This is a genomic window from Stutzerimonas sp. S1, assembly GCF_025966695.1.
Lineage (GTDB): Bacteria > Pseudomonadota > Gammaproteobacteria > Pseudomonadales > Pseudomonadaceae > Stutzerimonas.
Window position 1 is genome coordinate 268852 of record NZ_JAOEIY010000002.1, and the last position, 24986, is coordinate 293837.

A 24986-nucleotide genomic window follows, 5' to 3' on the forward strand; every position below is an offset into this window, starting at 1 on the left:
TGGTTCAATCGGGCACGACTATCGAGTACCGCAATGAGTCACGAGCACAGCCAATTCCATGAGCGTCTGCAAGCTCATGATGACGTCGTCATCAACCCCAGCCGTAACGCCCCTTTGACGGGACTGGTCAACCCGGCCCGCCGCCATGTGCTCAAGGGCGGTCTTGGCCTGGCCGCGTTGGGCTTCTTTGCCGGCGGTATCGGTGCCTGCCGCAAGGTCGGGACCAGTCCGTTGCTGGGTTTCAACAGCGTACCGGTACAGCTGGACACCAACTTCGACCGCGTGTTGCTGGCGCAGGGGTATCGCGCCGTGCCGTTTTTCTCCTGGGGGGACCCGGTTGAACCCGGAGCGCCCGCCTGGAAAGCGGACGCCAGCGACGACTGGCAGGCCCAGCTCAAGCAGGCTGGCGACAATCACGATGGCATGAATTTCTTCGCCTTCCCCGGCGACGATCGTCGTGGCCTGTTGGTGATGAATCACGAGTACGTCAACCCGTCGCTGCATCCCTCCGGCCGGATCGACCAATCCAGGCCGCGCCCGCTTGGCGAAGTGCGCAAGGAGCAGGCGGCCCACGGGGTCTCGATAATCGAGGTGAAACAGGCTGCCGATGGCCAGTGGCAGCGGGTGATGGATTCGCCCTACAACCGGCGAATCAGCATGCTTACGCCAATCCGTCTGGCTGGCCCCTTGGCGGCCCATGAACTGATGAAAACCGCCAGCGACCCGCGGGGGCTGGAAGTGCTTGGCACCCTCAACAATTGCGCCACCGGTGTTACCCCGTGGGGTACCTTCCTCACTTGCGAGGAGAACTGGCCGAACTATTTCATCAATCGTGACCAGCGGGATTACGCCGCCCGAGTGGCGCACAAGCGCTACGGCCTGGCCTGTGAGGGCACCAGCAAGAATTACGCGTGGGAAACCGCCGACCCTCGATTCGATGCCACGCCTCATGCCGACCAGCCTTACGGCGGGCATGTCAACGAGCCCAACCGCTTTGGCTGGGTGGTGGAGATCGATCCGTTCGACCCCCAGGCGCAGCCGATCAAGCGCACGGCCTTTGGCCGATTCAGCCGGGAGTGCGCGGCGCTCAGCCTCGGTGCCGATGGCCGCATGGCGTTCTATTCGGGTGATGATGCCAGGGGCGAATACCTCTACAAGTTCGTTCCCAGCGGTCGCTACGACGCGGCCGATCCGCAGGCCAACCGCGATCTGCTGGACGACGGCATGCTCTATGTGGCGCAGCTCGCTGCCGATGGAAGTGGTCAGTGGCTGGCGCTGCAGCATGGGCAGAATGGTCTGAGCGCGGAGCAGGGCTTCGCCAGCCAGGCCGAGGTGCTGGTCAATGCGCGGGCTGCGGCCGACCACGTCGGCGCCACTCCGCTGGACCGTCCGGAATGGGCTGCGGTCCATCCGCAGACGCGGGAGGTGTATGTAACCCTGACCAATAACGATGAACGCGGTGACAAGCAGCCGGTGGACAAGGCCAATCCGAGGCCGCACAACCTGCATGGGCAGATCCTGCGCTTTCAGGAGCAGGGCAACGATCCGACGGCCACACGTTTCACCTGGGAAATTTTTCTTCTTGCCGGCGAGGCCAGCGGTGCCAGGGGTAAGGATGGCAAGCCGGTGCCCGCCAACGTCACCGGAACCATCAGTGGCGATTTGTTCTCCTCGCCCGATGGGTTGGCCTTCGATGCGGCGGGCCGCCTGTGGATTCAGACTGATTACGATGATCGCGAACCGGCCATGCACAACATGGGCTGCAATCAGTTGCTGTGTGCCGATCCGGTGAGTCGGGAAGTTCGCCGCTTTCTCGTCGGCCCGCGCGGCTGCGAGATCACCGGCCTGGCCTGGAGTCCGGACGGCAGGGCGATGTGGGCCAATATCCAGCATCCCGAGCTGAGTTTCCCGGCCAGCGACGGCAAGAGTCGTCCACGCTCGACCACGCTGTTGATCACCCGTGTTGATGGCGGTGTCATCGGGAGCTGATGGCAGGTTGAGCGGATGTTTCGGCCGAGCTGGAGCTGCTCAAGGTCGGGCGCAAAGACTTAATCCACAAAAACTGTGGATAAGCACGTGGATATCAACCTCCGATCCGGCTGCGAAAGCAGAGGAGGCGTGCTCTGCGTACAGACTGGCTGATTTTTCATCAGTGGTAAATTTTCCTTTTCAATCAAGGTTTTATCGGTTCAATCCTAACCTGCGGCGAACGGCCGCGAGCTCACCGCGGTTCGGCTGTTGGTGCGGGCGGCCAGCTTAAGTCAGGGAAGCAGCGTATCGCGGCTCTCGGATGGCTGGCTTGCCCAGGGCATGCAACAAACCCCGCAGCGGGGGGCCCTAATGGGTTCACTGCGAAGGGGGAACTTATGAAGCAGCTGATCCATCACTGGTGCGGTTTCGGCGTGGCTGTTCTGCTTGGCGGCTGTTCGCTGGTCGAGACAGTGCCGCCCGTTGAGGGCGCTGACGAGTATGTCTTGGCCTGCGATCAGGCCGGTCAAGACGACATGTGCGCGCAGAAAGCAGCAGAAGCCTGCCCGGACGGCTATGAAACCCTGAGTGCGGAGCAGGGGTTCAACCGGGCCGAGCTGCACATTCGCTGCGTAGCGCAGCGGTAGCTGCAAGCAAGTCACAGCCTTTCAGCTAGCCGAAGTCCCTGAGGCTGGCAGTTGCTCGGTCTTGCTCCGGGTATCTCCCGGTGAATGGTCATGGTTCTCGATTTTTGGATACTGTATATTTAGACAGTAATCAGGAGTGTGAGCCATGTTGATCAGTGTTGCGGACCAGGCTGTTTATTTCACCATTTGGGGGGCGCCTGCGTGCTGCCGGGGCCTGCCTGTGCGGCTACATGAACGCTCTGTGGCCACCATCCGCATGTCAGTGCAGTCGCCGATGGCTTCGCCTGCGCGCGGTTTTGCAGGGCCTCGCTGATGGGTGTAGTGGCTCTGGATTCGCTGCTGGATCAGCGTCGGGTCTGGAAGGGGCAACCCGCCGCGCGTCTGTCGTCGGGGCTGTCGACCGGGCATACGCAGTTGGATGAGCGGCTCCCCAGCGGAGGCTGGCCGGAGGCGGCGCTTAGCGAGATTCTGATCGAAGCGGAAGGCATCGGTGAGCTGCAGCTGCTCTGGCCGGCGCTGGCCCGTCTGACGACTGCAGCCGAACGCGTGGTACTGGTTGCGCCGCCGTATGTGCCTTATCCGCAGCGCTGGATGGCGGCCGGGATTGATTTGCGCCATCTGGCATTGATCGAGGCGAGCGGCAAGGAGGCGTTATGGGCTGCAGAGCAGTGTCTGCGTTCTGGTAGTTGTGGTGCAGTGCTGTGCTGGCCGAAACAGGCGGACGATCGCGCCTTGCGGCGCTTGCAGGTGGCTGCTGAGACCGGGCAGACACGGGCTTTTGCCTATCGTCCGCTGAAGGAAGCGCTGAATCCTTCGCCGGCCGCCTTGCGTATCGCCGTGGATGCCCGGCCGGCACAGTTGCGCGTGCTCAAGAGTCGCGGTGGCTTTGTCGATCCGGCCGCCATTCCTGTTTCAGCATGGCACTGAGGCGGTCATGCGCTGGGTCTGTGTACTGTTTCCGCACTTGGCTCTCGATGGCGTGTTGCGCCGTGATCATGCCGATGGAGCGCCGCTGGCGCTGGTCAGTGGTCCACCCCAGCGGCGAGTGGTGCGTGCCATCTGCCCAGCTGCGCGTGCGCTCGGGCTGCGACCGGGGCAATCGCTGAGTGCGGCGCGAACCCTGGCCAGCAATCTGCGGGTGGCGGAATACGATCCGCTGGAGATCGAGCGTTGGCGGGGCTTCCTGGCGGCCTGGGCGTACCGCTTCAGCTCCCAAGTCAGTCTGCATTACCCACAGACATTGTTGATGGAGGTCGGCTCGAGTCTCGGCCTGTTCGGCCCCTGGCCGCAGCTGGAGGCGCGATTGCGTGAGGAGCTGTCGGCCCTGGGATTTCGTCATCGCATCGTCGTGGCGCCGAATCCGGCGGCAGCTCGTGCGCTGGCCAACGCGCATGATGGCCTGGCCGTTGCGGATCGACAGGCGCTTTGCCAGCGGTTGGGAAACATGCCGGTGGAGCGGGTCGGGCTTCCCCGCGAGGTGGCTACGGCTTTGTCACGCATGGGGTTGCGTACTGTGCGTCAGGTGCTGGCGCTGCCGCGTGATGCGCTGGCGCGACGTTTTCCCCAGACGGTGCTGCAGCATTTGGATGTTCTGCTGGGTGAGCGGGCGTTGGTGCTGGAGTTCTATGCTCCGCCGGATTTCTTTGACTCGCGCATCGAGCTGAATTTCGACGTCACCTCCCATCAGGCACTGCTGTTTCCGTTGCGTCGACTGACTGCAGATCTGGCGGCTTTCCTCGCCGGACGGGACAGCGGTGTGCAGCGCTTCACTCTTTATCTCGAGCATGCCCAAAGGGCGCGCACGGAGGTTGCGGTCGGGTTGCTGAGCGCGGAGCGCGACCCGGCCATGCTTTTCGAGCTGGCCCGCGGGCGCCTGGAACAGGTCAGTCTGTGCGCACCGACTCAGGCGATGCAGCTGACGGCACGGGATCTGCCGGCGTTCGTGCCGGAGCATCGGGCATTGTTCGATGAGCGAGCGCAGCAGACTTTGCCTTGGGAGAAACTGCGTGAACGACTTCGGGCCCGCTTGGGTGATGAGGCTGTCCACGGACTGACTGCTCAGGCCGATCACCGCCCCGAACGCGCCTGGCAGACGGACGGCGAAGGTGCAGTGATAGCCGCATATGCAGCCGGTCGCCCCGGCTGGCTGCTGTCCCGGCCGCAGGTTTTGCGTGATAACGATTGGCGTGTGCTCGCCGGCCCCGAGCGTATCGAAACCGGCTGGTGGGATGGCGACGATATCCGTCGTGACTACTACCTGATCGAGTCGCGCAAAGGGCAGCGAGGCTGGGCCTATCGCGTGGTGGGCGAGCGCGGGCCGCTGCTGCTGCACGGGTGGTTTGCATGAACATTGCTGGCTATGCCGAGCTGCATTGCCTGTCCAACTTCAGCTTCCAGCGCGGGGCCTCCAGCGCAAGGGAACTGTTCGAGCGTGCCAGCCAGCATGGCTACAAGGCCTTGGCGATCACCGATGAATGCACCCTGGCGGGTATCGTGCGTGCCTGGCAGGCCGCCAGGGAAGTCGGGGTGCCGCTGATAGTCGGCAGCGAAATGCGTGTCCGTGGTGGACCCAAGCTGGTGCTGCTGGTCGAGAACCTGGATGGCTATCAGGCCCTGTGCCGATTGATCACCCAGGCCCGACGCCGGGCGAAGAAGGGCGAGTACATCTTGTTGCCCGAAGATCTGGCGGCACTGCCAGAGGGATTGCTGGCCCTCTGGACGCCGGATTCGCCACGCGACGCAGAGGTCGGTGCCTGGTTGCGCGAGGTCTTTGCCGATCGCCTGTGGCTAGCGGTCGAACTGCATCGCGGGCCCGACGACGCACGGCAGTTGGCCGAGTTGCAGGTGCTGGCAGCGCGCCTGGGCCTTCCGCTGGTCGCCGCCGGCGACGTGCATATGCATGCTCGCGGACGTCGCGCGCTGCAGGACTGCATGACAGCTATCCGCCATCACTGCACCGTGGCGGAAGCGGGGTTGCGTCTGTTCGCCAATGGCGAGCGTCATTTGCGCAGCTGCGCGCAGCTCGCCGAGTTGTATCCGCCGCAGCTGCTTGCCGAAACATTGCGCATCGCCGAGCGCTGTAGCTTCGACCTCGGCCAGCTGCGCTACGAGTACCCCTGTGAGCTGGTGCCGCCGGGACAGACGCCGACTACCTGGCTGCGCGAGCTGAGCATGCAGGGGATGCGCTGGCGCTGGCCGCAGGGGACTCCGGAGAAGGCCAGGGCGCAGGTCTTCAAGGAGCTCGAGCTGATTGCCGAGCTGGGTTACGAAAGCTACTTCCTGACCGTGCATGACATCGTTCGTTATGCCCGAGAGCAAAGCATCCTGTGCCAGGGGCGCGGCTCGGCTGCCAACTCGGCGGTCTGCTACGTACTGGGTATCACCGAGCTGGATCCGTCGCGGAGCAATCTGCTGTTCGAGCGCTTTCTGTCCAGAGAGCGTAACGAGCCGCCGGATATCGACGTGGATTTCGAGCATGAGCGTCGGGAGGAGGTGATCCAGTATGTCTTCCGTCGCTACGGGCGGGGTCGCGCGGCGCTGACTGCGGTGGCCAGTTCCTATCGGGCCACGGGCGCACTACGGGACGTCGGCAAGGCTCTCGGATTGCCTCCCGATCAGCTCAACGCCCTGGCGGCATGTTGCGGTCATTGGGGGGGAGAGCTGCCGAAACCTGAGCGTTTGCGTGAACGTGGCTTTGATCTGGAAAGCCCGGTGCTGCGGCGAGTGCTGGCGCTTAGCGCGCAACTGATCGGCTTTCCGCGCCATCTGTCGCAGCATCCGGGAGGGTTCGTCATTTCCGAGCAGCCGCTGGAAACCCTGGTGCCGGTGGAGAATGCGGCCATGGCTGAGCGCACGATCATCCAGTGGGACAAGGACGATCTCGATCTGATTGGTTTGCTCAAGGTGGACATCCTTGCGCTGGGGATGCTCAGCGCACTGCGCCGTTGTTTCGATCTGATCGAGCGCTACCGAGGGCAGCGCTGGACGCTCGCCACTCTGCCCCAGGAGGACAGTGCGACTTACGAAATGATTGGTCGTGCTGACACCGTCGGCGTGTTCCAGATCGAGTCGCGGGCGCAGATGGCCATGCTGCCACGGCTAAAGCCCAAAACCTTCTATGACCTGGTGATCGAGGTGGCCATCGTTCGTCCGGGGCCAATCGTCGGCGACATGGTCCATCCCTACCTGCGGCGGCGCAATGGTGAAGAGCCGGTGAGCTATCCGAAGGCGGAACTGATACCGGTGTTCGAGCGCACACTGGGGGTGCCGCTGTTTCAGGAGCAGGTGATGGAACTGGCCATCGTGGCCGCCGAATACACACCCGGCGAGGCTGACCAGTTGCGTCGCTCGATGGCGGCCTGGAAGCGTCATGGCGGGCTGGAGCCGCATCAGCAACGTCTGACCGAGCGCATGGTCGCGCGTGGCTACAGTCATGAGTTTGCCGCGCGTATCTTCGAGCAGATCAAAGGGTTCGGCAGCTATGGCTTCCCCGAATCGCATGCCGCCAGTTTCGCTCTGTTGACCTATGCCAGTTGCTGGCTGAAGTGCCATGAGCCGGCTGCCTACGCTTGTGCACTGATCAATAGTTGGCCGATGGGTTTCTACAGCCCCGATCAGATCCTCCAGGATGCTCGCCGCCATCGCATCGAGATTTTCCCCGTGGATGTACGTTACAGCGACTGGGATTGCTCGCTTGAGTCTGCACGGGATGCCCGACTTGGTATTCGTCTGGGGCTGCGCATGGTGCGCGGCCTGCGAGAGGCCGACGGGCGACGCATCGAAGCTCTCCGCAGTCTGCGCGCGTACGACGATGTCGGCGACCTTTGTGCGCGCGCGCAACTGGATACTCGTGCGCGCGAAGTCCTGGCGGATGCCGGCGCTCTGCGCGGGCTGGCCGGTCATCGGCATCGGGCGCGCTGGGCGGTCGCAGGGGTGGAAACGCAGTTGCCGTTGTTTGCGGGTGGGCCAGTGTCCGAGACGGCTGTCGCATTGCCTCTGCCATCGGTGGCAGAGGACATGAGTGCCGACTATGCCACGGTCGGAACCACGCTTGGTCCCCATCCGCTCTCGCTGTTGCGAAGGCAGCTTCGCGGCTGCCGCAGTTCGCGTGAGCTCGCCGGCATCAAGCATGGTCGAAGCGTGGCTGTTGCGGGGCTGGTGACTGGTCGCCAGAAACCCCAGACGGCTAGCGGGGTGATCTTCGTTACGCTGGAAGATGAGTTTGGGATGGTCAACGTCGTGGTCTGGTCCGATCTGGCCGAGCGGCAGCGGCAGGAGCTAATCGCTTCACGCCTGTTGCGTGTGGATGGTCGTCTGGAAGTGCAAGATGGCGTTATTCATCTGATTGCTCGGCGTCTGCGGAATCTCACCGCGTTGCTCAATGGTCTGGATGTTCGCAGTCGGGACTTCCGGTGAGTCGATGTGTTCGGGTGTTTGCAGGCGATCCGTGGCGTCTTTCCGATAAGATCTCTGTCACATTGGCTTCAGGCCATCGAGCATCAGCACGTAGCATCGTGCTTCTCGTGCTGGTTTTTAGGCGGGGTGACTTCTGCCATTCGAGCTACTAGAATGCTTGCCCATTCTGGGGCCGGAACGCCCGGCTTATGTCTGTGCAACGAGGAAAATCCATGCAAGTTTCTGTTGAAAGCACCTCCGCTCTTGAGCGCCGCATGACCATTGGCGTGCCGGTCGAGCGCATCGAGACCGAAGTCAACAAGCGTCTGCAACAGACCGCCAGTCGTGCAAAAATTCCAGGTTTCCGCCCCGGCAAGGTGCCGATGAGCGTGATCCGTCAGCGCTACGAAGAAGCCGCTCGTCAGGAAGCGCTGGGCGATCTGATTCAGGCCACCTTCTACGAAGCCATCGTCGCCGAGAAGCTGAATCCCGCCGGTGCTCCGTCCGTCGAGCCGAAGGTCTTCGAAAAGGGCAAGGATCTGGAATACGTCGCCACTTTCGAAGTGTTCCCCGAGTTTGCAGTGGCCGGTTTCGAAAACATTGAAATCGAGCGTCTGCAGGCCGAAGTAAGCGAGGCCGACGTCGACAACATGCTGGAAATCCTGCGCAAGCAGAACACTCGCTTCGAGAACGTCGAGCGTGCCGCCGAGAATGGCGACCAGCTGAACATCGACTTCGTTGGCAAGATCGACGGCGAAGTCTTTGCCGGTGGCTCGGCCAAGGGTACCCAACTGGTGCTGGGTTCGGGTCGCATGATTCCGGGCTTCGAGGATGCGCTGGTCGGTGCCAAGGCTGGCGAAGAACGTGTGATCAATCCGACCTTCCCCGAGGATTATCAGAATCTTGATCTGGCCGGCAAAACTGCCGAGTTCACCGTGACCGTCAACAGTGTCGCAGCTCCTCAGCTGCCGGAACTGAGTGACGAGTTCTTCGCTCAGTTCGGTGTGCAAGAGGGCGGCCTCGAAGGTTTCCGCGCTGAAGTGAAGAAGAATATGGAGCGCGAGCTGCGCCAAGCCATCAAGAGCAAGGTCAAGAACCAGGTGATGGAAGGGTTGGTAGCTGGTAACCCGATCGAGGTGCCCAAGGCCCTGATCGACAATGAGGTGAACCGCTTGCGCGTTCAGGCTGTTCAGCAGTTTGGTGGCAACATCAAGCCTGACCAGCTGCCAGCCGAGCTTTTCCAGGAGCAGGCCAAGCGCCGCGTAGTCTTGGGGCTGATCGTCGCGGAAGTCGTCAAGCAGAAAGAGCTGAAGCCTGATGAGGCCCGCGTTCGCGAGCTGATCGAAGAGATGGCTTCGGCCTATCAGGAGCCGGAACAGGTAGTTGCCTGGTACTACAAGAACGCTGAACAATTGAACGAAGTCCGTTCGGTTGTGCTCGAAGAGCAAGTTGTAGATACTGTCCTGCAGCAGGCTAAAGTGACCGATAAATCGGTCTCGTACGAAGAAGCTGTCAAGCCTGCGGAAGCCCCGCAAGCAGCCTGATTTCTTCATATATCCGAGTGCACAAACATAAGCCAGCCTCGTGCTGGCTTATGTCTTTTGAGGCATGACATAGGGAGTATCGTTGGAACATGTCCCGCAATCCTTTTATGCAAGTTCCGGACATTCAGGCCGCCGGTGGCCTGGTCCCGATGGTGATCGAGCAGTCCGCACGCGGCGAACGCGCCTATGACATCTATTCCCGGCTCCTGAAGGAGCGGGTGATTTTCATGGTGGGTCAGGTCGAGGACTACATGGCCAACCTGATCGTCGCCCAGTTGCTGTTCCTTGAGGCGGAGAATCCGGAGAAGGACATCCACCTCTATATCAACTCCCCAGGTGGCTCGGTGACTGCCGGCATGTCGATTTACGACACGATGCAGTTCATTAAGCCGGATGTGTCGACCATCTGCATTGGTCAAGCCTGCAGCATGGGCGCGTTGCTTCTGACCGGCGGGGCGGCTGGCAAGCGCTACTGCTTGCCTCATTCGCGCATGATGATCCACCAGCCTCTGGGCGGGTTCCAAGGTCAGGCTTCGGATATCGAGATCCATGCTCGGGAGATCCTGACCATCCGTGAGCGACTGAACAAGGTTCTGGCGCACCACACTGGCCAGCCGATGGATGTCATTGCGCGTGATACTGACCGCGACAACTTCATGAGTGGCGAAGAGGCCGTCAAGTACGGCTTGATCGACCAGGTTCTGACGCAGCGCCAGCTGGCGGTCTGATCTCTACAGCCCTCGATATGTGGCTGTGCCGTGGGCTTGAAAAAGCCCACGATTGCCTTCATCTTGTGTTTCAAGCCTTCCCGATTGGATCGATCGAATGACTGACACCCGCAACGGCGAGGATTCCGGCAAACTGCTTTATTGCTCTTTCTGCGGCAAAAGCCAGCATGAAGTACGCAAGTTGATTGCCGGACCCTCCGTTTTCATCTGCGACGAGTGCGTCGACCTGTGCAACGACATCATCCGCGAGGAGGTGCAGGAAGCTCAGGCCGAAAGCAGCGCGCACAAGCTGCCTGCGCCCAAGGAGATCAGCGGCATTCTCGACCAGTACGTCATTGGTCAGGAGCGCGCTAAGAAGATCCTGGCCGTGGCGGTTTACAACCATTACAAGCGCCTCAACCAGCGAGACAAGAAGGAAGAAGTTGAGCTGGGCAAGAGCAACATTCTGCTGATCGGTCCAACCGGCTCGGGCAAGACCCTATTGGCCGAGACATTGGCCCGCCTGCTCAATGTGCCATTCACCATCGCCGATGCCACCACCCTCACTGAGGCGGGTTATGTGGGCGAAGATGTCGAGAACATCATCCAGAAGCTGCTGCAGAAATGCGATTACGACGTCGAAAAGGCCCAGATGGGCATCGTCTATATCGACGAAATCGACAAGATTTCCCGCAAATCTGACAACCCATCCATTACTCGTGATGTGTCAGGTGAAGGCGTGCAGCAGGCATTGCTCAAGCTGATCGAGGGCACCGTCGCGTCAGTACCGCCGCAGGGCGGACGCAAACATCCACAGCAGGAATTCCTGCAAGTCGATACGCGCAATATCCTCTTCATTTGCGGTGGTGCATTCGCTGGTTTGGAGAAGGTCATCCAGGCGCGCTCGACTCAGGGTGGCATTGGATTCAGTGCTGAGGTTCGCAGCAAGGACCCAGGCAAGAAAATTGGCGAGGCACTGCGCTCTGTGGAACCGGACGATCTGGTCAAGTTCGGGTTGATTCCCGAGTTTGTCGGACGCCTGCCGGTCATTGCGACCCTCGACGAGCTGGATGAGCCTGCTCTGATTCAGATTCTCACCGAGCCCAAGAACGCCCTGACCAAGCAGTACGCCAAACTCTTCGAACTGGAAGGGGTGGATCTGGAGTTCCGTCCCGATGCGCTTAAGGCCATCGCAAGCCGTGCGTTGGAGCGTAAGACAGGCGCGCGCGGTCTGCGCTCGATTCTCGAGGGGGTGTTGCTGGACACCATGTACGAGATTCCCTCGCAGAAAGATGTTAGTAAAGTCGTGATCGACGAGAGTGTGATCGAGGGGACCTCCAAGCCGCTGCTGATCTACGAAAATAACGAACCGCCGGCCAAGGCTGCGCCTGACGCATGATAGACAAGGGGCCTGCGGGCCCCTTCGCATTTTAGGCTCCTTGTTTTTTAGCAGGTACGCCCCCATCTTAGTTGCACAGGCAACCCGTCCGTTTATCGCCGTATGGCCGTCGCAGAGCTGAATTTATGAAGACAACCATCGAATTGCCCCTTTTGCCACTGCGCGATGTCGTGGTGTACCCGCACATGGTGATCCCGCTCTTCGTTGGCCGTGAGAAATCCATCGAAGCGCTCGAGTCCGCCATGGCCGGTGAGAAGCAGATTCTTCTCGTGGCCCAGAAGAACCCGGCAGACGACGATCCTGCTGAAGATGCTCTTTATCGCGTCGGCACGGTTGCTACCGTGTTGCAGCTGCTCAAGCTGCCTGACGGCACTGTGAAGGTTCTCGTAGAGGGCGAACAGCGGGGCGTCATAGAGCGTTTCTTCGAGGTTGACGAGCATTGCCGTGCGGAGGTTCAGCTGATCGATGAGTCGGTTGTCGACTCCCGCGAAGCGGAGGTCTTCACCCGAAGCCTGCTCGGACAGTTCGAACAATATGTGCAGCTGGGCAAGAAGGTTCCAGCCGAAGTGCTATCGTCGCTCACCGGTATCGATGATCCGGCGCGGCTGGTCGATACGATGGCGGCGCACATGGCGCTCAAGATCGAGCAGAAACAAGCGATTCTGGAAATCACCGAACTTCCAGCCCGTGTAGAACATGTCCTGGCGCTGCTAGATGCCGAAATCGACCTGCTGCAAGTAGAAAAACGCATCCGTGGTCGCGTGAAGAAGCAGATGGAGCGCAGCCAGCGCGAGTACTACCTGAATGAGCAAATGAAGGCCATTCAGAAGGAACTCGGCGACATCGATGAAGGGCACAACGAAATCGATGATCTGAAGAAGCGCATCGAAAACGCCGGACTGAGCAAGGACGCTTATGCCAAGGCGCAAGCCGAGCTGAACAAGCTGAAGCAGATGTCGCCGATGTCAGCAGAAGCGACAGTAGTTCGCACCTATATCGATTGGCTGGTGAACGTGCCCTGGAAGGCTGCCAGCAAGGTGCGCCTGGATCTCGCCAAGGCAGAAGAGGTGCTGGATACGGATCATTACGGCTTGGACGAAGTCAAGGATCGTATTCTTGAATATCTTGCGGTTCAGAAGCGAGTCAAGAAGCTCAAAGGCCCCGTGCTTTGTCTGGTAGGCCCTCCCGGTGTTGGCAAAACATCGCTAGCAGAGTCCATTGCCCGCTCGACCAATCGCAAGTTCGTGCGCATGGCGCTCGGTGGCGTGCGTGACGAAGCGGAGATCCGTGGCCATCGCCGTACCTATATCGGTTCCATGCCTGGACGCTTGATCCAGAAAATGACCAAGGTTGGCGTACGCAACCCGCTATTCCTGCTCGATGAGATCGATAAGATGGCGAGCGACATGCGCGGCGATCCGGCATCTGCACTGCTCGAGGTGCTCGATCCCGAACAGAATCACAACTTCAACGATCATTATCTTGAGGTGGATTACGACCTCTCGGACGTGATGTTCATCTGTACCGCAAACTCTATGAACATCCCGGCGCCATTGCTTGATCGCATGGAGGTTATCCGGCTGCCCGGTTACACCGAAGACGAGAAGATCAACATCGCGACTCGCTATTTGGCGCCCAAGCAGATCCAGGCCAATGGCCTTAAGAAGGATGAGCTCACCATCGACGAGTCGGCGATTCGCGACATCATTCGCTACTACACCCGCGAAGCGGGAGTGCGCAGTCTCGAGCGACAGATCGCCAAGGTATGCCGGAAGGTGGTTAAGGAGCATGCGGCCGAGAAGCGCTTCCATGTCGAGGTCAATGCCGAGACGCTTGAGCATTTCCTAGGGGTTCGCAAGTTCCGCTATGGCCTGGCTGAGTTGCAGGACCAGGTTGGTCAGGTCACTGGCCTGGCCTGGACTCAGGTGGGGGGCGAGCTATTGACCATCGAGGCGGCAGTCGTGCCTGGCAAGGGCAGATTGACCAAAACGGGCTCGCTGGGTGAAGTGATGGGTGAGTCGATCACCGCCGCGCTGACCGTCGTGCGCAGTCGGGCAAAAGCGATGGGAATCGCGCCGGACTTCCACGAAAAGCAGGACATCCATATTCATGTGCCGGAGGGTGCGACACCGAAGGATGGCCCCAGCGCGGGTATCGGCATGTGCACTGCGCTTGTTTCAGCATTGACGCAGATCCCGGTGCGCGCAGATGTCGCAATGACAGGTGAAATCACTCTGCGGGGGCAGGTACTTGCCATTGGCGGTTTGAAGGAAAAACTACTGGCTGCTCACCGTGGCGGAATCAAGACGGTAATCATCCCGGAAGAAAACCAGCGTGATCTGAAAGAGATTCCTGAAAATATTAAGCAGGACCTGCAGATTAAACCGGTCAAGTGGATTGACGAGGTCCTGCAAATTGCGCTGCAATACGCGCCGGAGCCCTTGCCCGATGCGGCTCCCGAGATTGTTGCAAAGGAAGACAATCGCGAGTCTGATTCCAAGGAGCGAATCAGCACGCATTAGCCGGGGAGGCTTTCTTGACATATTTTCAGGGCCCTTGTTATAAATCGGCCCTTTATGTCAGTGCCGTTCCAGCACCGCTTTGCTTACACCCGAAAATTAAAGATACGACTCAACAGAAATAAGGGGACTTAGAGTGAACAAGTCGGAACTGATCGATGCTATCGCTGCATCTGCTGATATCCCAAAAGCTGTTGCTGGCCGCGCGCTGGATGCAGTGATCGAATCCGTCACCGGCGCCCTGAAGGCTGGTGATTCCGTAGTGCTGGTTGGTTTCGGCACCTTCGCTGTCAAAGAGCGCGCTGCACGTACTGGCCGCAATCCGCAGACTGGCAAGCCGATCAACATCGCCGCTGCGAAGATCCCGGGTTTCAAGGCTGGTAAGGCTCTGAAGGACGCGGTTAACTAAGCGTCTTCGATCCGGCCAGTTGTCAACTACGCTGACCCTGGCTCGGGGCGGTTGCTCGAAAAGGTCTTAACCATTGCATCATGGCTTGGGGAAGAGGCCAACCGCTCCAAAGCTCCGAGAAGGCGCATCCCTGGATGCGCCTTTCTTTTATCCGGTTTCCACCCGCGCTGCGCATCCCATCGCGCCGCTGACTCCTTGGGGGACGCATGCTTCAGAACATCAGGGACAATTCACAAGGCTGGATTGCCAAAACTATCATCGGTGTCATTGTAGTGCTGCTGGCACTGACGGGCTTCGATGCAATCTTCAATGCGGCCAGCAATGACCAAAATGCTGCCGAGGTTAATGGCGAGAAGATTTCCCGCTACGATCTTGAGCAGGCGGTGAACATGCAGCGTCGCCAGTTGGCGCAGCAATTGGGTGGCGATTTTGATGCCTCGTTGCTTGATGACAAACTGCTGCGTAATGCGGCGCTGAGCTCGCTGATCGAGCGCATGTTGCTGTTGCAGGGCGCACAAAAGGCGAATTTCGACTTTTCTTCCCAAGCGTTGGATCAGCTGATTCTGCAAACCCCGGAATTCCAAGTTGACGGCGCTTTTAGTGCAGCACGTTTCGATCAGGTGATTCAGCAGATGGGGTATTCGCGTCTCCAGTTCCGCGAATTGCTCAAGCAGGAAATGCTGATTGGCCAGGTACGGGCAGGCATCTCCGGAACAGGGTTCGTAACGGAGCAACAGGTCGAGAGCTTCGCTCGCCTGGAAATGCAGACCCGTGATTTTGCCAGCCTGGTCATTGCCGCGGATGCGAGCGCGGTGCAGATAACTGAAGACGAAATCAGTCAGTTCTATGCTGAGAACGCTGCACGCTTCCGGTCGCCGGAACAGGTCGTTCTTGAGTATGTCGAGTTGAACAAGGAGGCCTTCTTCGATCAGGTCGAGGTTTCTGAAGAGGAACTGCAGGAGCTCTACCAGAAGCAGATCGCCAACCTGTCGGAACAACGCCGGGCGGCGCATATCCTGATCGAAGCAAGCGACGCTCAGGCCAAGAGCAAGCTTGAAGAGCTCGCCAATCGCCTCCAGGCCGGCGAGGATTTCGCGACGCTGGCCAAGGAGTACTCGCAGGATCCGGGTTCGGCGGGCGAGGGCGGTGATCTTGGTTTTGCTGGCCGTGACGTGTATGACCCCGCTTTCGAGGAGGCCCTTTACGCACTGCAGGAGGGACAGGTCTCCGCTCCGGTGCAAACCGAGTTCGGCTGGCATCTGATTAAGCTACTGGGTGTTCAGTCGCCTGAAGTCCCGAGCTTTGACAGTATGAAGTCCGAGCTGGTGCGTGAGCTCAAGGCGCAGCAAGTGGAGCAGCGTTATGTCGAGGTCAGCAAGCAGCTGGAAGATTCGGCATTCGAAGCTGCTGATCTGCTGCAGCCTGCCCAAGAGCTTAAGCTTACGGTAAAAACGACGCCTGCTTTCCCCCGTGAAGGTGGAGAAGGTATCGCTGCAAATCGTCAGGTCATCCAGGCGGCGTTCAGCGATGAAGTATTGGTTGACGGCGCGAACAGTTCGCTGATCGAGTTGGATCCAGACACGGCCATCGTGTTGCGAGTCAAACAGCACCTGAAAGCGGAAGCGCTGCCACTTGAGCAGGTTCGAGACGGTATCGTGCAGCAGCTGCAACGTAGCAAGGCTGCGGACAAGGCGCGTAACGACGGCCAGGGTCTGCTTGCGCAGCTGCGTGACGGACAGCCGGGAGAAGGGAAATGGCAGGTCACAGAAGCCGCTACGCGCAACCAGGAAGGTGTTCAGCCGGCTGTGTTGCAGGCGGTATTCCGTATGCCGAAACCCGCTCTCAAAAATCAGCCAAGCTATGCCGGCGTATCGCTCGCCAACGGTGATTTCGTCGTGCTGCGGCTCAGTGGTGTCAATGAGCCGGAGAAGGCGCTTTCCGAAGAAGAGAAGGATAATTACCGGCGCTTCCTAGCGTCCCGTATTGGTCAGCAGGACTTCGCCGCGTATCGCCAGAAACTGCAGGCTGAAGCGGAGATCGAGCGCTTCTGACTGGCGTCCCCACAGGCAGAAAAAAACCCGCTTAAAGCGGGTTTTTTTCTGCCTGTGGGGATCGGCTCAGTCTTCCAGGGCACCCATTGCTGTGGTGTTGAATCCCCCGTCGACGTAGAGAATCTCGCCACTGATCCCGGAGGCCAGATCGGAGCAGAGGAAGGCACCAGCGTTGCCGACTTCTTCGATAGTTACATTACGACGCAGTGGGGTCTGCTTTTCGTTGGCCGCGAGCATCTTGCGGAAGCTGGCGATGCCGGACGCGGCCAAGGTGCGGATTGGCCCGGCGGAAATACAGTTCACACGTGTGCCTTCTGGGCCGAGGCTGCCAGCTAGATAGCGTACGCCCGCCTCCAGACTGGCCTTGGCCATGCCCATCACGTTGTAGTTGGGCATGGTGCGTTCAGCACCCAGATAGGAAAGCGTCAGCAGGCTGCCGTTGCGGCCTTTCATCATCTCGCGGCCAGCCTTGGCTAGGGCCACGAAGCTGTAAGCGCTGATATCGTGCGCGATCTTGAAACCTTCACGGGTGGTTACTTCGGTGAAATCGCCGTTGAGCTGGTCGCCCGGGGCGAAGCCGACCGAGTGGACGATGCAGTCCAGTCCATCCCACTTCTTGCTCAGTGCTTCGAAAACCTTGGCGATGTCCTCGTCGTTGGCCACATCACAGGGGAAGCAGAACTCGGCGCTGGACCCCCAGCTGGTGGCGAACTCCTCAACCCGGCCTTTAAGCTTGTCGTTCTGATAGGTAAAGGCCAGTTCGGCACCTTCACGATGCATCGCGGCTGCAATGCCCGAGGCGATCGACAATTTGCTGGCAACGCCGACGATCAGTACGCGCTTACCGGTAAGAAAACCCATGTGCTTTTCCCTCTTCTGGTTGTTCATCAGTGGCCGGCGCCAGCAAGGCGGATTCCAGCAACTGCTGCGTATATGGATGTTGCGGCGCGGCGAAGATCTCGGCTGCCACGCCTTGTTCCACTACCTGTCCTTGTTTGACGACCATCATCTGATGGCTCAATGCCCGTACCACTGCCAAGTCATGGCTGATGAACAGGTAGGTCAGGTTGTACTTGGCCTGCAGGGAGCGCAGAAGCTCTACCACTTGCCGCTGGACTGTTCGATCGAGCGCCGAGGTGGGCTCGTCTAGCAGGATCAGCGCCGGCTTCAATACCAGAGCTCGGGCAATGGCAATGCGCTGCCGTTGCCCGCCGGAAAACTCGTGAGGGTAGCGGTGCCGGGTTTCCGGATCCAGGCCTACCTCCCGGAGTGCATCGATGATTACCTGTTCCTGCTCGGCAGCGGATCCCATGCGATGAATGTGCAGGCCCTCACCGATAATCTGGCCCACCGACATGCGCGGACTCAGGCTGCCGAACGGATCCTGGAACACCACCTGCATCTGCCGCCGCAGCGGACGAATCTCGCGCTGTGACAACTGTTGCAGGTCGCGATCCTGGAAGCGGATCACTCCGCGACTACCCAGCAGGCGGAGGATCGCCAATCCCAGCGTCGACTTGCCGGAGCCGCTTTCGCCGACGATGCCCAGTGTCTGTCCTTTCGGTAGGCTGAAACTGACGCCATCCACCGCTTTGACATGGTCCACCGTCCGCCGCAGCAGGCCCTTCTTTATCGGAAACCAGACACGCAAGTCTTCGACTTCCAGCAACGGAGCTGACTCTGCGACTGGCACTGGACCACCGCTTGGTTCCGCCCCGAGCAACTCCTGGGTGTAAGGATGTTGGGGCGAGCGGAACAGATCTTCACACGATGCCTGTTCGACGACGCGACCGCGTTGCATGACACATACGCGATGCGCGACACGTCGCACCAGGTTGAGGTCGTGGCTGATCAGCAGCAAGGCCATGCCCAGCTGGGCCTGCAGATTCTTCAGCAGTTCGAGAATCTTTAACTGGACGGTGACATCCAGGGCGGTAGTCGGTTCATCGGCGATAAGCAGTTCCGGTTCGTTGGCCAGGGCCATCGCAATGACCACTCGTTGCCGTTGCCCGCCGGAGAGCTCATGAGGATAGGCGCGGATTCGCTTGCGAGGATCGGGAATGCCGACCAGTTCAAGTAGTTCCAGTGTTCTCGCCGTCGCAGCCTTGCCGCGCATGCCCTTATGGATTTCGAGTACTTCGTTGATCTGTTGGCCAACGGTGTGCAGCGGATTCAAGGAGGTCATCGGTTCCTGGAAAACCATGGCGATGCGGTTGCCGCGGATGCCGCGCATGTGTTTTTCGGAGGCTTTGAGCAGATCTTCACCCGCATAGAGGATCCGTCCGGACGGGTGGCTCGCCAGCGGGTAGGGCAGCAGCCGCAGAATCGAGTGAGCCGTGACCGATTTTCCCGAGCCGCTCTCGCCGACCAACGCCAGCGTTTCGCCCTTGCGGATATCGAAGCTGACGCCCTCGACTACTCGCTGTGTCTGGGCGCCATTGGTGAACTCGACGGCGAGGTCGCGTACTTCAACAAGATTCTCGGCCATCTTATTTCCTTGGGTCGAAGGCATCGCGAGCTGCCTCGCCGATGAACACCAGCAGCGTCAGCATCAGCGCAAGGACCAAGAAGGCGCTGATACCGAGCCATGGCGCCTGCAGATTGGATTTACCCTGAGCGACCAACTCGCCGAGCGACGGCGCACCTGGCGGCAGGCCGAAGCCGAGGAAGTCCAGCGCGGTCAATGTGCCGATGGCGCCGGTGAGAATGAATGGCATGAAGGTCATGGTAGAAACCATGGCGTTCGGCAGGATATGCCGGAACATGATCGCTCCGTTCTGCATACCCAGCGCGCGGGCCGCGCGTACATACTCGAGATTTCGGCCGCGCAGAAACTCGGCACGTACCACATCGACCAGGCTCATCCAGGAGAACAGCAGCATGATGCCCAGCAGCCACCAGAAATTAGGTTGTACGAAGCTGGCCAGGATGATCAGCAGGTAAAGTACAGGCAGGCCCGACCAGATCTCCAGTACCCGCTGGCCGACCAGGTCCACCCAGCCGCCATAGAATCCCTGCAGCGCGCCGGCAAGCACGCCGATGACCGAACTAATGAGTGTCAACGTCAGGGCGAACAGGACAGAAATGCGGAAGCCATAGATAACCCGAGCCAACACATCGCGGCCCTGGTCGTCGGTTCCGAGCCAGTTGACCAAGGATGGCGGAGCGGGGGCTGGGACCTGCAAGTCGTAATTGATACTGGAGTAGTCGAAGGGAATCGGTGGCCAGATCATCCAGCCGTCTTTCGCGCTAATCAGCTCCTGGATATATGGGCTCTTGTAGTTTGCCTGCAGCGGGAATTCGCCGCCGAACGCGGTTTCCGGGTAGCGTTTGAAAACGGGAAAGAACCATTCTCCGTCGTAGCGCACAACGATCGGCTTATCGTTGGCGATCAGCTCTGCGCCGAGACTCAGCACGAACAGCGTCAGGAAGATCCACAACGACCACCAGCCGCGCTTGTGTGCCTTGAATAGGGCGAGACGACGTTGGTTGAGAGGCGATAGCCGCATGTCAGCCCTCCCTGCTTTCGAAATCGATGCGAGGATCGACCAGTGTGTAGGTCAGGTCACCGATGAGCTTCACCACCAGACCGAGGAGGGTGAAGAGGAAAAGGGTGCCGAATACCACCGGATAGTCGCGATTGATCGCTGCCTCGAAGCTCAGCAGGCCGAGCCCGTCGAGCGAAAAGATCACCTCGATCAGCAGTGAGCCGGTGAAGAACATGCCGATGAATGCTGACGGAAAGCCGGCGATGATGATCAGCATGGCGTTGCGGAAGACATGACCATAGAGCACGCGATTCTTGCTCAGGCCCTTGGCGCGCGCGGTAATCACGTACTGCTTGTTGATCTCGTCGAGGAAGCTGTTTTTGGTCAGCAGCGTCAGCGTGGCAAAGTTGCCGATCACCAGCGCGGTCACCGGCAACGCCAGGTGCCAGAAGTAATCGAGGATCTTGCCGCCCATGCTCAATTCGTCGAAGTTACCGGACGTCAGGCCGCGCAGTGGAAACCAGTTCCAATAGCTACCGCCCGCGAACAGCACGATGAGCAGAATGGCGAAAAGGAATGCCGGAATGGCATAACCGACAATGATCGCCGAGCTGGTCCAGACATCGAAGGTGCTACCGTGACGGGTGGCCTTGGCGATGCCGAGCGGGATGGACGCCAGGTACATGATCAGCGTGCTCCACAGCCCGAGCGAGATCGACACCGGCATCTTCTCGACTATCAGCTCAGTCACTGTTGCGTCGCGAAAGAAGCTCTCGCCGAAATCAAGCCGCAGGTAGTTGCTGAGCATGATCCAGAAGCGCTCGGCGGGCGGCTTGTCGAAACCATAGAGGCGCTCGATTTCCGCTACCAGCTCCGGGTCGAGTCCTTGCGCACCGCGGTAGCTGGTGCCTGCCACCGAAACTTCCGAGCCACCGCCAGCAATGCGACTGGTCGCACCTTCGAAGCCTTCAAGCTTGGCGATCGCCTGTTCCACCGGACCACCCGGGGCAGCCTGAATGATGACGAAGTTGATCAGCAGAATACCGAACAGTGTCGGAATGATCAGCAGCAGGCGGCGAATGATATAGGCCAGCATGCTTAGCGCTCCGCCTCGGGTGTGGTCGGGGCCCCTGCAGCACCACCCGCGTCTGCCCCGGACACCTTCGGTTCGGCAACGGGGGCAGCCGTATCAGGTTTGTGCCACCAGGTCATCAGACCTATGTCCTGGCGCGGCGTCGTCTGCGGGTGGGCCAAGTGATTCCAGTAGGCAACACGCCAGGTTTTGATGTGCCAGTTGGGTACCACGTAATGCCCCCACAACAGCACGCGGTCGAGGGCGCGGGTGCGTGTCACGAGCTCCTGGCGCGAGTCGGCGCTGATCAGCTGCTCGACCAGACGATCGATAGCCGGGTCCTTCAAGCCGATGAAATTGCGGCTCCCAGGGTTATCCGCGCTTGCCGAATGCCAGTACTCACGCTGCTCGTTGCCCGGTGAGTTGGATTGGCCGAAACCGCTGACGATCATGTCGTAGTCACGCGAACGTAGCCGATTGATGTACTGGGAGACGTCGACCCGACGAATCTCGAGTTCAATGCCCAGATCGGCCAGGTTGCGCTTGTACGGCAGCAGGACGCGCTCGAACTCAGCCTGTACCAGCAGAAACTCGAGCTTCACTGGCTTGCCTTCGGCATCGACCATGCGATCGTTCTGGATTTTCCACCCAGCTTCGGTGAGCAATTGATAAGCACGACGCTGTTGCTCGCGGATGATGCCGTTGGCGTCCGACGTTGGCAGTGCGTAGGGCTTCTCGAATACCTCCTCGGGGATCTTGCCGCGTAGCGGCTCGAGGATCTTCAGTTCGTGCTTGTCCGGCAGGGCGGAGGAGGCCAGTTCGGAGTTGTCGAAGTAACTGCGCGTTCGCGTATAGGCACCGTTGAACAGCTGGCGGTTGGTCCATTCGAAATCGAACAGCAGGCCCAGCGCTTCGCGAATCCTCCGATCCTGTAGTAGCGGGCGACGGATGTTGAAGATGAAGCCCTGCATTCCGGTCGGGTTGTGGTTCGCGATCTCTTCCTTGATGATCCGGCCATCGCGCACTGCGGCAATGTCGTAGGCCGTCGCCCAGTTCTTGGCGCTGGTTTCGAGCCAATAGTCGAAATGCCCGGCCTTGAATGCCTGCAGCGCCACGGTGTTGTCGCGGTAATAGTCGAAGACCAGTCGATCGAAGTTATAAAAACCACGGTTCACTGCCAGGTCCTTGCCCCAGTAGTCCTCCACCCGTGCGTAACGAATCATGCGCCCGGCCTGGACCTCCTCGACGCGATAAGGCCCACTGCCCAGCGGCGCTTCCAGGCTGCCGGAGGTAAAGTCGCGACCGTCCCACCAGTGTTTCGGTAGCACCGGCAGCTGACCGAGGATCATCGGCAGTTCGCGATTGCCGGCATGCTTGAAATCGAAGCGTACACGCCGCGTGCTTTCGGCAGTCACTTTCGCCACGTCGGCGTAGTAGCCGCGGTAATGAGGCGCGCCCTGACTCATCAGCGTTTCGAAGGTGAACACGACGTCTTCGGCCGTGACGGGCTTTCCGTCATGGAAACGCGCTTCCGGGCGTAGATAAAAGCGTACCCAACTGTTATTTGGGCCTTTTTCAATTTTTCCGGCGAGCAGCCCATAGACGGTGAACGGCTCATCCAGGCTATTGGTGGTGAGCGTGTCGTAGATCAGGCCGATGTCATCGGCAGCTACCCCTTTGTTGATGAAGGGATTGAGCGAATCGAAGCTGCCGAATCCTGCCTGACGCAATGTACCTCCCTTCGGAGCCTGCGGATTGACGTAGTCGAAATGGCTGAAATTCGCCGGGTACTTGGGCTTCTCATCGTAGAGCGTCAGTGCGTGACGCGGCGCCGCCTGGGCGACGCCGATCAGGCAGAGCAGACCGATGATGCCGGCGTGAAGCAGCGAATGGCCCTTGCGGTTGTTCATTTGGCTTTCTCCAGGTCCTTCAGCCACCAGGCGCGCAGGCCCAGGGTGTAAGGCGGCGTGGCGACGTGGGCGAACCGGTTGCGGTAGGCCAGACGGTGATTACTGATGAACCAGTTGGGTATGGTGTAGTGATTCCAGAGCAGTACGCGATCGAGGGCACGGCTGATGGCGACCTGCTCGTCACGAGTTCTTGCTGCGAGCAGCTTGTCCAGTAGGACGTCGACCACAGGGTTGGCGATGCCGGCGTAATTGCGGCCGCCTTTTACGTTGATCTGGCTGGAGTGAAAGTACTGCCATTGTTCGATACCTGGGCTGAGGCTCTGTGCCAGGGTCATCAGAATCATGTCGTAATCGTAGTGGTCGAGTCGCTGCTTGTACTGCGCACTGTCGACCGTGCGCAGATTCGCCTGAATGCCAATGCGTGCAAGGTTCGCCACGTAAGGTTGAAGGATGCGCTCCAGGCGCGGGTTGACCAGCAGAATCTCGAAACGCAAAGGCTGTCCCGCGCGATTGAGCAAGTACTCACCGGAGGGCTTCCAGCCTGCCTGTGCCAGCAGCGCGAGGGCTCGGCGCAGGGTATCGCGGGGGATGCCATGGCCGTCCGTGCTGGGCAGTTGGAAGGGCTGCGAGAACAGTTCGGCCGGCAGCTGCTCGCGAAACGCCGACAGTTGCAGCCATTCGCCGCCCTCCGGCTTTCCGGTGGCGGAGAAATCGCTGTTGGGGTAATAGCTCTGGCTGCGACGATAAGCGCCGTAGAACAGCGCGCGATTGGTCCACTCGAAGTCGAACATCATGCCGAGCGCTTGGCGAACCCGTTGATCGGCAAAAACCGATCGCCGATTGTTCATGAACAGCGCCTGGGTCTGGGTAGGAATCTGATGGGGTATTTCGGCGCGAATCACGTCGCCGCGTGAAAGGGCTGGGAACTGATAGCCGTTGGCCCAGTTCTTGGCCTGATGTTCGATGAAGAAGTCGAACTCGCCAACTTTGAATGCCTCGAAAGCCACGGTATTGTCGCGATAGAACTCGACTTCCACGCGATTGAAGTTGTACTTGCCGCGATTGACCGCCAGGTCGTTACCCCACCAGTTCTTCACCCTTTCGAACACCAGCTTCCGTCCGGGCAGGACTTGGGTGAGTCGGTATGGGCCACTGCCCAGAGGGGGCTCGAAGGTGGTCGCCTTGAAATCCCGGCCTTTCCAGTAATGCTGCGGTAGTACCGGCAGTTCACCGAGGCGCTGAATCAACAGGGCGTTCGGCTGCTCGAAAACGAAGCGAATGCGATGTCGGTTGAGGATATCGACCCGTTTGATGCCCTGTAGGTTGGTTCGATAGCGTGGATGGCCATCCTTGGTCAGCAGTCGATAGGAGAAGGCGACATCGTAGGCCGTGATTGGCTGGCCGTCGTGGAAGCGTGCCTGCTTACGCAGGTTGAACACCACCCAGCTGGGATCTTCACTGTACTCGAGCGATTCGGCAATCAGGCCGTAGCTCGAAGCCGGTTCGTCGCCAGATGGGTCGTAGAAACCGTTTCCCACCATCAGTGGTTCGTTCAGTTCGTTGACGCCGTATTCCAGGAAATCCGGAGTGGCACTTGGGCTGGTGCCCTTAAAGGTGTATGGGTTAAGTGTGTCGAAGGTGCCGAACGCCATGAGCTTGAGCCGGCCGCCCTTGGGGGCATCGGGGTTCACCCAGTCGAAGTGGGTAAAGGTTGCCGGGTACTTGAGTGTGCCAAACTGCGCATAACCGTGGCTTTCGCTGATGGTTGCGAGGGCGGGAAAGCTCAAGGCCAGACAGGTGAGTAAGAAAAACAGGCGTCGCATCAGGCTGGGAATCCGATCCATGGCGCTTTCGGGCTTCTCGGCCCGGTACAGTAAC

17 protein-coding genes are annotated in these 24986 nt (G+C 59.8%); 11 read left to right on the forward strand and 6 right to left on the reverse strand.

The genetic code is table 11. The features are described from left to right. Positions 1 to 33 precede the first annotated feature (33 nt). From N8H22_RS05220 to N8H22_RS05270, 11 genes are all read left to right on the forward strand, one after another. Positions 34 to 1989, forward strand: coding sequence for a PhoX family phosphatase (locus N8H22_RS05220; RefSeq protein ID WP_264589557.1), 1956 nt, complete (start codon positions 34 to 36; stop codon positions 1987 to 1989). A gap of 377 nt (positions 1990 to 2366) precedes the next feature. Continuing rightward, entirely contained in the window at positions 2367 to 2615 is a 249-nt protein-coding gene (locus tag N8H22_RS05225; protein ID WP_264589558.1) for a hypothetical protein, read from the forward strand. 312 nt (positions 2616 to 2927) lie between these two features. Then, complete coding sequence (gene imuA / locus N8H22_RS05230; RefSeq protein WP_264589559.1) at positions 2928 to 3542, forward strand: translesion DNA synthesis-associated protein ImuA; 615 nt, start codon at positions 2928 to 2930, stop codon at positions 3540 to 3542. A 7-nt stretch (positions 3543 to 3549) separates the two neighbouring features. Next, positions 3550 to 4962 carry a DNA polymerase Y family protein gene (locus N8H22_RS05235; protein ID WP_264589560.1) on the forward strand — a complete coding sequence of 471 codons (1413 nt, stop codon included), beginning with the start codon at positions 3550 to 3552 and terminating at the stop codon, positions 4960 to 4962. After that, entirely contained in the window at positions 4959 to 8030 is a 3072-nt protein-coding gene (locus N8H22_RS05240) for an error-prone DNA polymerase (protein ID WP_264589561.1), read from the forward strand. The genes N8H22_RS05235 and N8H22_RS05240 overlap by 4 nt, the downstream gene beginning before the upstream one ends. A 212-nt stretch (positions 8031 to 8242) precedes the next feature. Then, positions 8243 to 9553 carry a trigger factor gene (tig, locus tag N8H22_RS05245; protein ID WP_264589562.1) on the forward strand — a complete coding sequence of 437 codons (1311 nt, stop codon included), beginning with the start codon at positions 8243 to 8245 and terminating at the stop codon, positions 9551 to 9553. 89 nt (positions 9554 to 9642) lie between these two features. Continuing rightward, positions 9643 to 10281, forward strand: a complete 639-nt coding sequence (gene clpP / locus N8H22_RS05250) for an ATP-dependent Clp endopeptidase proteolytic subunit ClpP (RefSeq protein ID WP_264589563.1) — start codon at positions 9643 to 9645, stop codon at positions 10279 to 10281. Between the two features lie 97 nt (positions 10282 to 10378). Further along, positions 10379 to 11659 carry an ATP-dependent Clp protease ATP-binding subunit ClpX gene (gene clpX / locus N8H22_RS05255; RefSeq protein WP_264589564.1) on the forward strand — a complete coding sequence of 427 codons (1281 nt, stop codon included), beginning with the start codon at positions 10379 to 10381 and terminating at the stop codon, positions 11657 to 11659. Between the two features lie 125 nt (positions 11660 to 11784). Beyond that, positions 11785 to 14181: an endopeptidase La gene (gene lon, locus N8H22_RS05260; RefSeq protein WP_264589565.1), complete on the forward strand. Its 2397-nt coding sequence runs from the start codon at positions 11785 to 11787 to the stop codon at positions 14179 to 14181. Positions 14182 to 14314: 133 nt separating this feature from the next. Next, the gene (gene hupB / locus N8H22_RS05265; RefSeq protein WP_003282502.1) at positions 14315 to 14587 is read left to right on the forward strand and encodes a nucleoid-associated protein HU-beta; all 273 of its coding nucleotides are present in this window, start codon (positions 14315 to 14317) and stop codon (positions 14585 to 14587) included. 206 nt (positions 14588 to 14793) lie between these two features. Continuing rightward, a complete protein-coding gene (locus N8H22_RS05270) occupies positions 14794 to 16638 on the forward strand; it encodes a SurA N-terminal domain-containing protein (RefSeq protein ID WP_264589566.1) in 1845 nt (614 codons plus the stop codon). A 66-nt stretch (positions 16639 to 16704) separates the two neighbouring features. Here the strand turns inward: N8H22_RS05270 and fabI are convergent, their stop codons facing one another. Genes fabI through N8H22_RS05300 form a run of 6 tightly spaced genes read right to left on the reverse strand, consistent with a single transcriptional unit; the run spans position 16705 to position 24931 of the window. After that, positions 16705 to 17499, reverse strand: a complete 795-nt coding sequence (gene fabI, locus N8H22_RS05275) for an enoyl-ACP reductase FabI (RefSeq protein ID WP_264589567.1) — start codon at positions 17497 to 17499, stop codon at positions 16705 to 16707. Beyond that, complete coding sequence (locus tag N8H22_RS05280) at positions 17480 to 19126, reverse strand: ABC transporter ATP-binding protein (protein ID WP_264589568.1); 1647 nt, start codon at positions 19124 to 19126, stop codon at positions 17480 to 17482. Before N8H22_RS05280 ends, fabI begins: the two co-directional genes overlap by 20 nt. Position 19127: 1 nt before the next feature. Then, positions 19128 to 20147: an ABC transporter permease gene (locus tag N8H22_RS05285; protein ID WP_264589569.1), complete on the reverse strand. Its 1020-nt coding sequence runs from the start codon at positions 20145 to 20147 to the stop codon at positions 19128 to 19130. Position 20148: 1 nt separating this feature from the next. After that, positions 20149 to 21222, reverse strand: coding sequence for a microcin C ABC transporter permease YejB (locus N8H22_RS05290; RefSeq protein ID WP_264589570.1), 1074 nt, complete (start codon positions 21220 to 21222; stop codon positions 20149 to 20151). A gap of 2 nt (positions 21223 to 21224) precedes the next feature. Then, entirely contained in the window at positions 21225 to 23108 is a 1884-nt protein-coding gene (locus tag N8H22_RS05295; protein WP_264589571.1) for an extracellular solute-binding protein, read from the reverse strand. Next, on the reverse strand, positions 23105 to 24931 hold the full coding sequence (locus N8H22_RS05300) for an extracellular solute-binding protein (protein WP_264589833.1): 1827 nt from the start codon (positions 24929 to 24931) through the stop codon (positions 23105 to 23107). Before N8H22_RS05300 ends, N8H22_RS05295 begins: the two co-directional genes overlap by 4 nt. Positions 24932 to 24986: the final 55 nt, after the last annotated feature.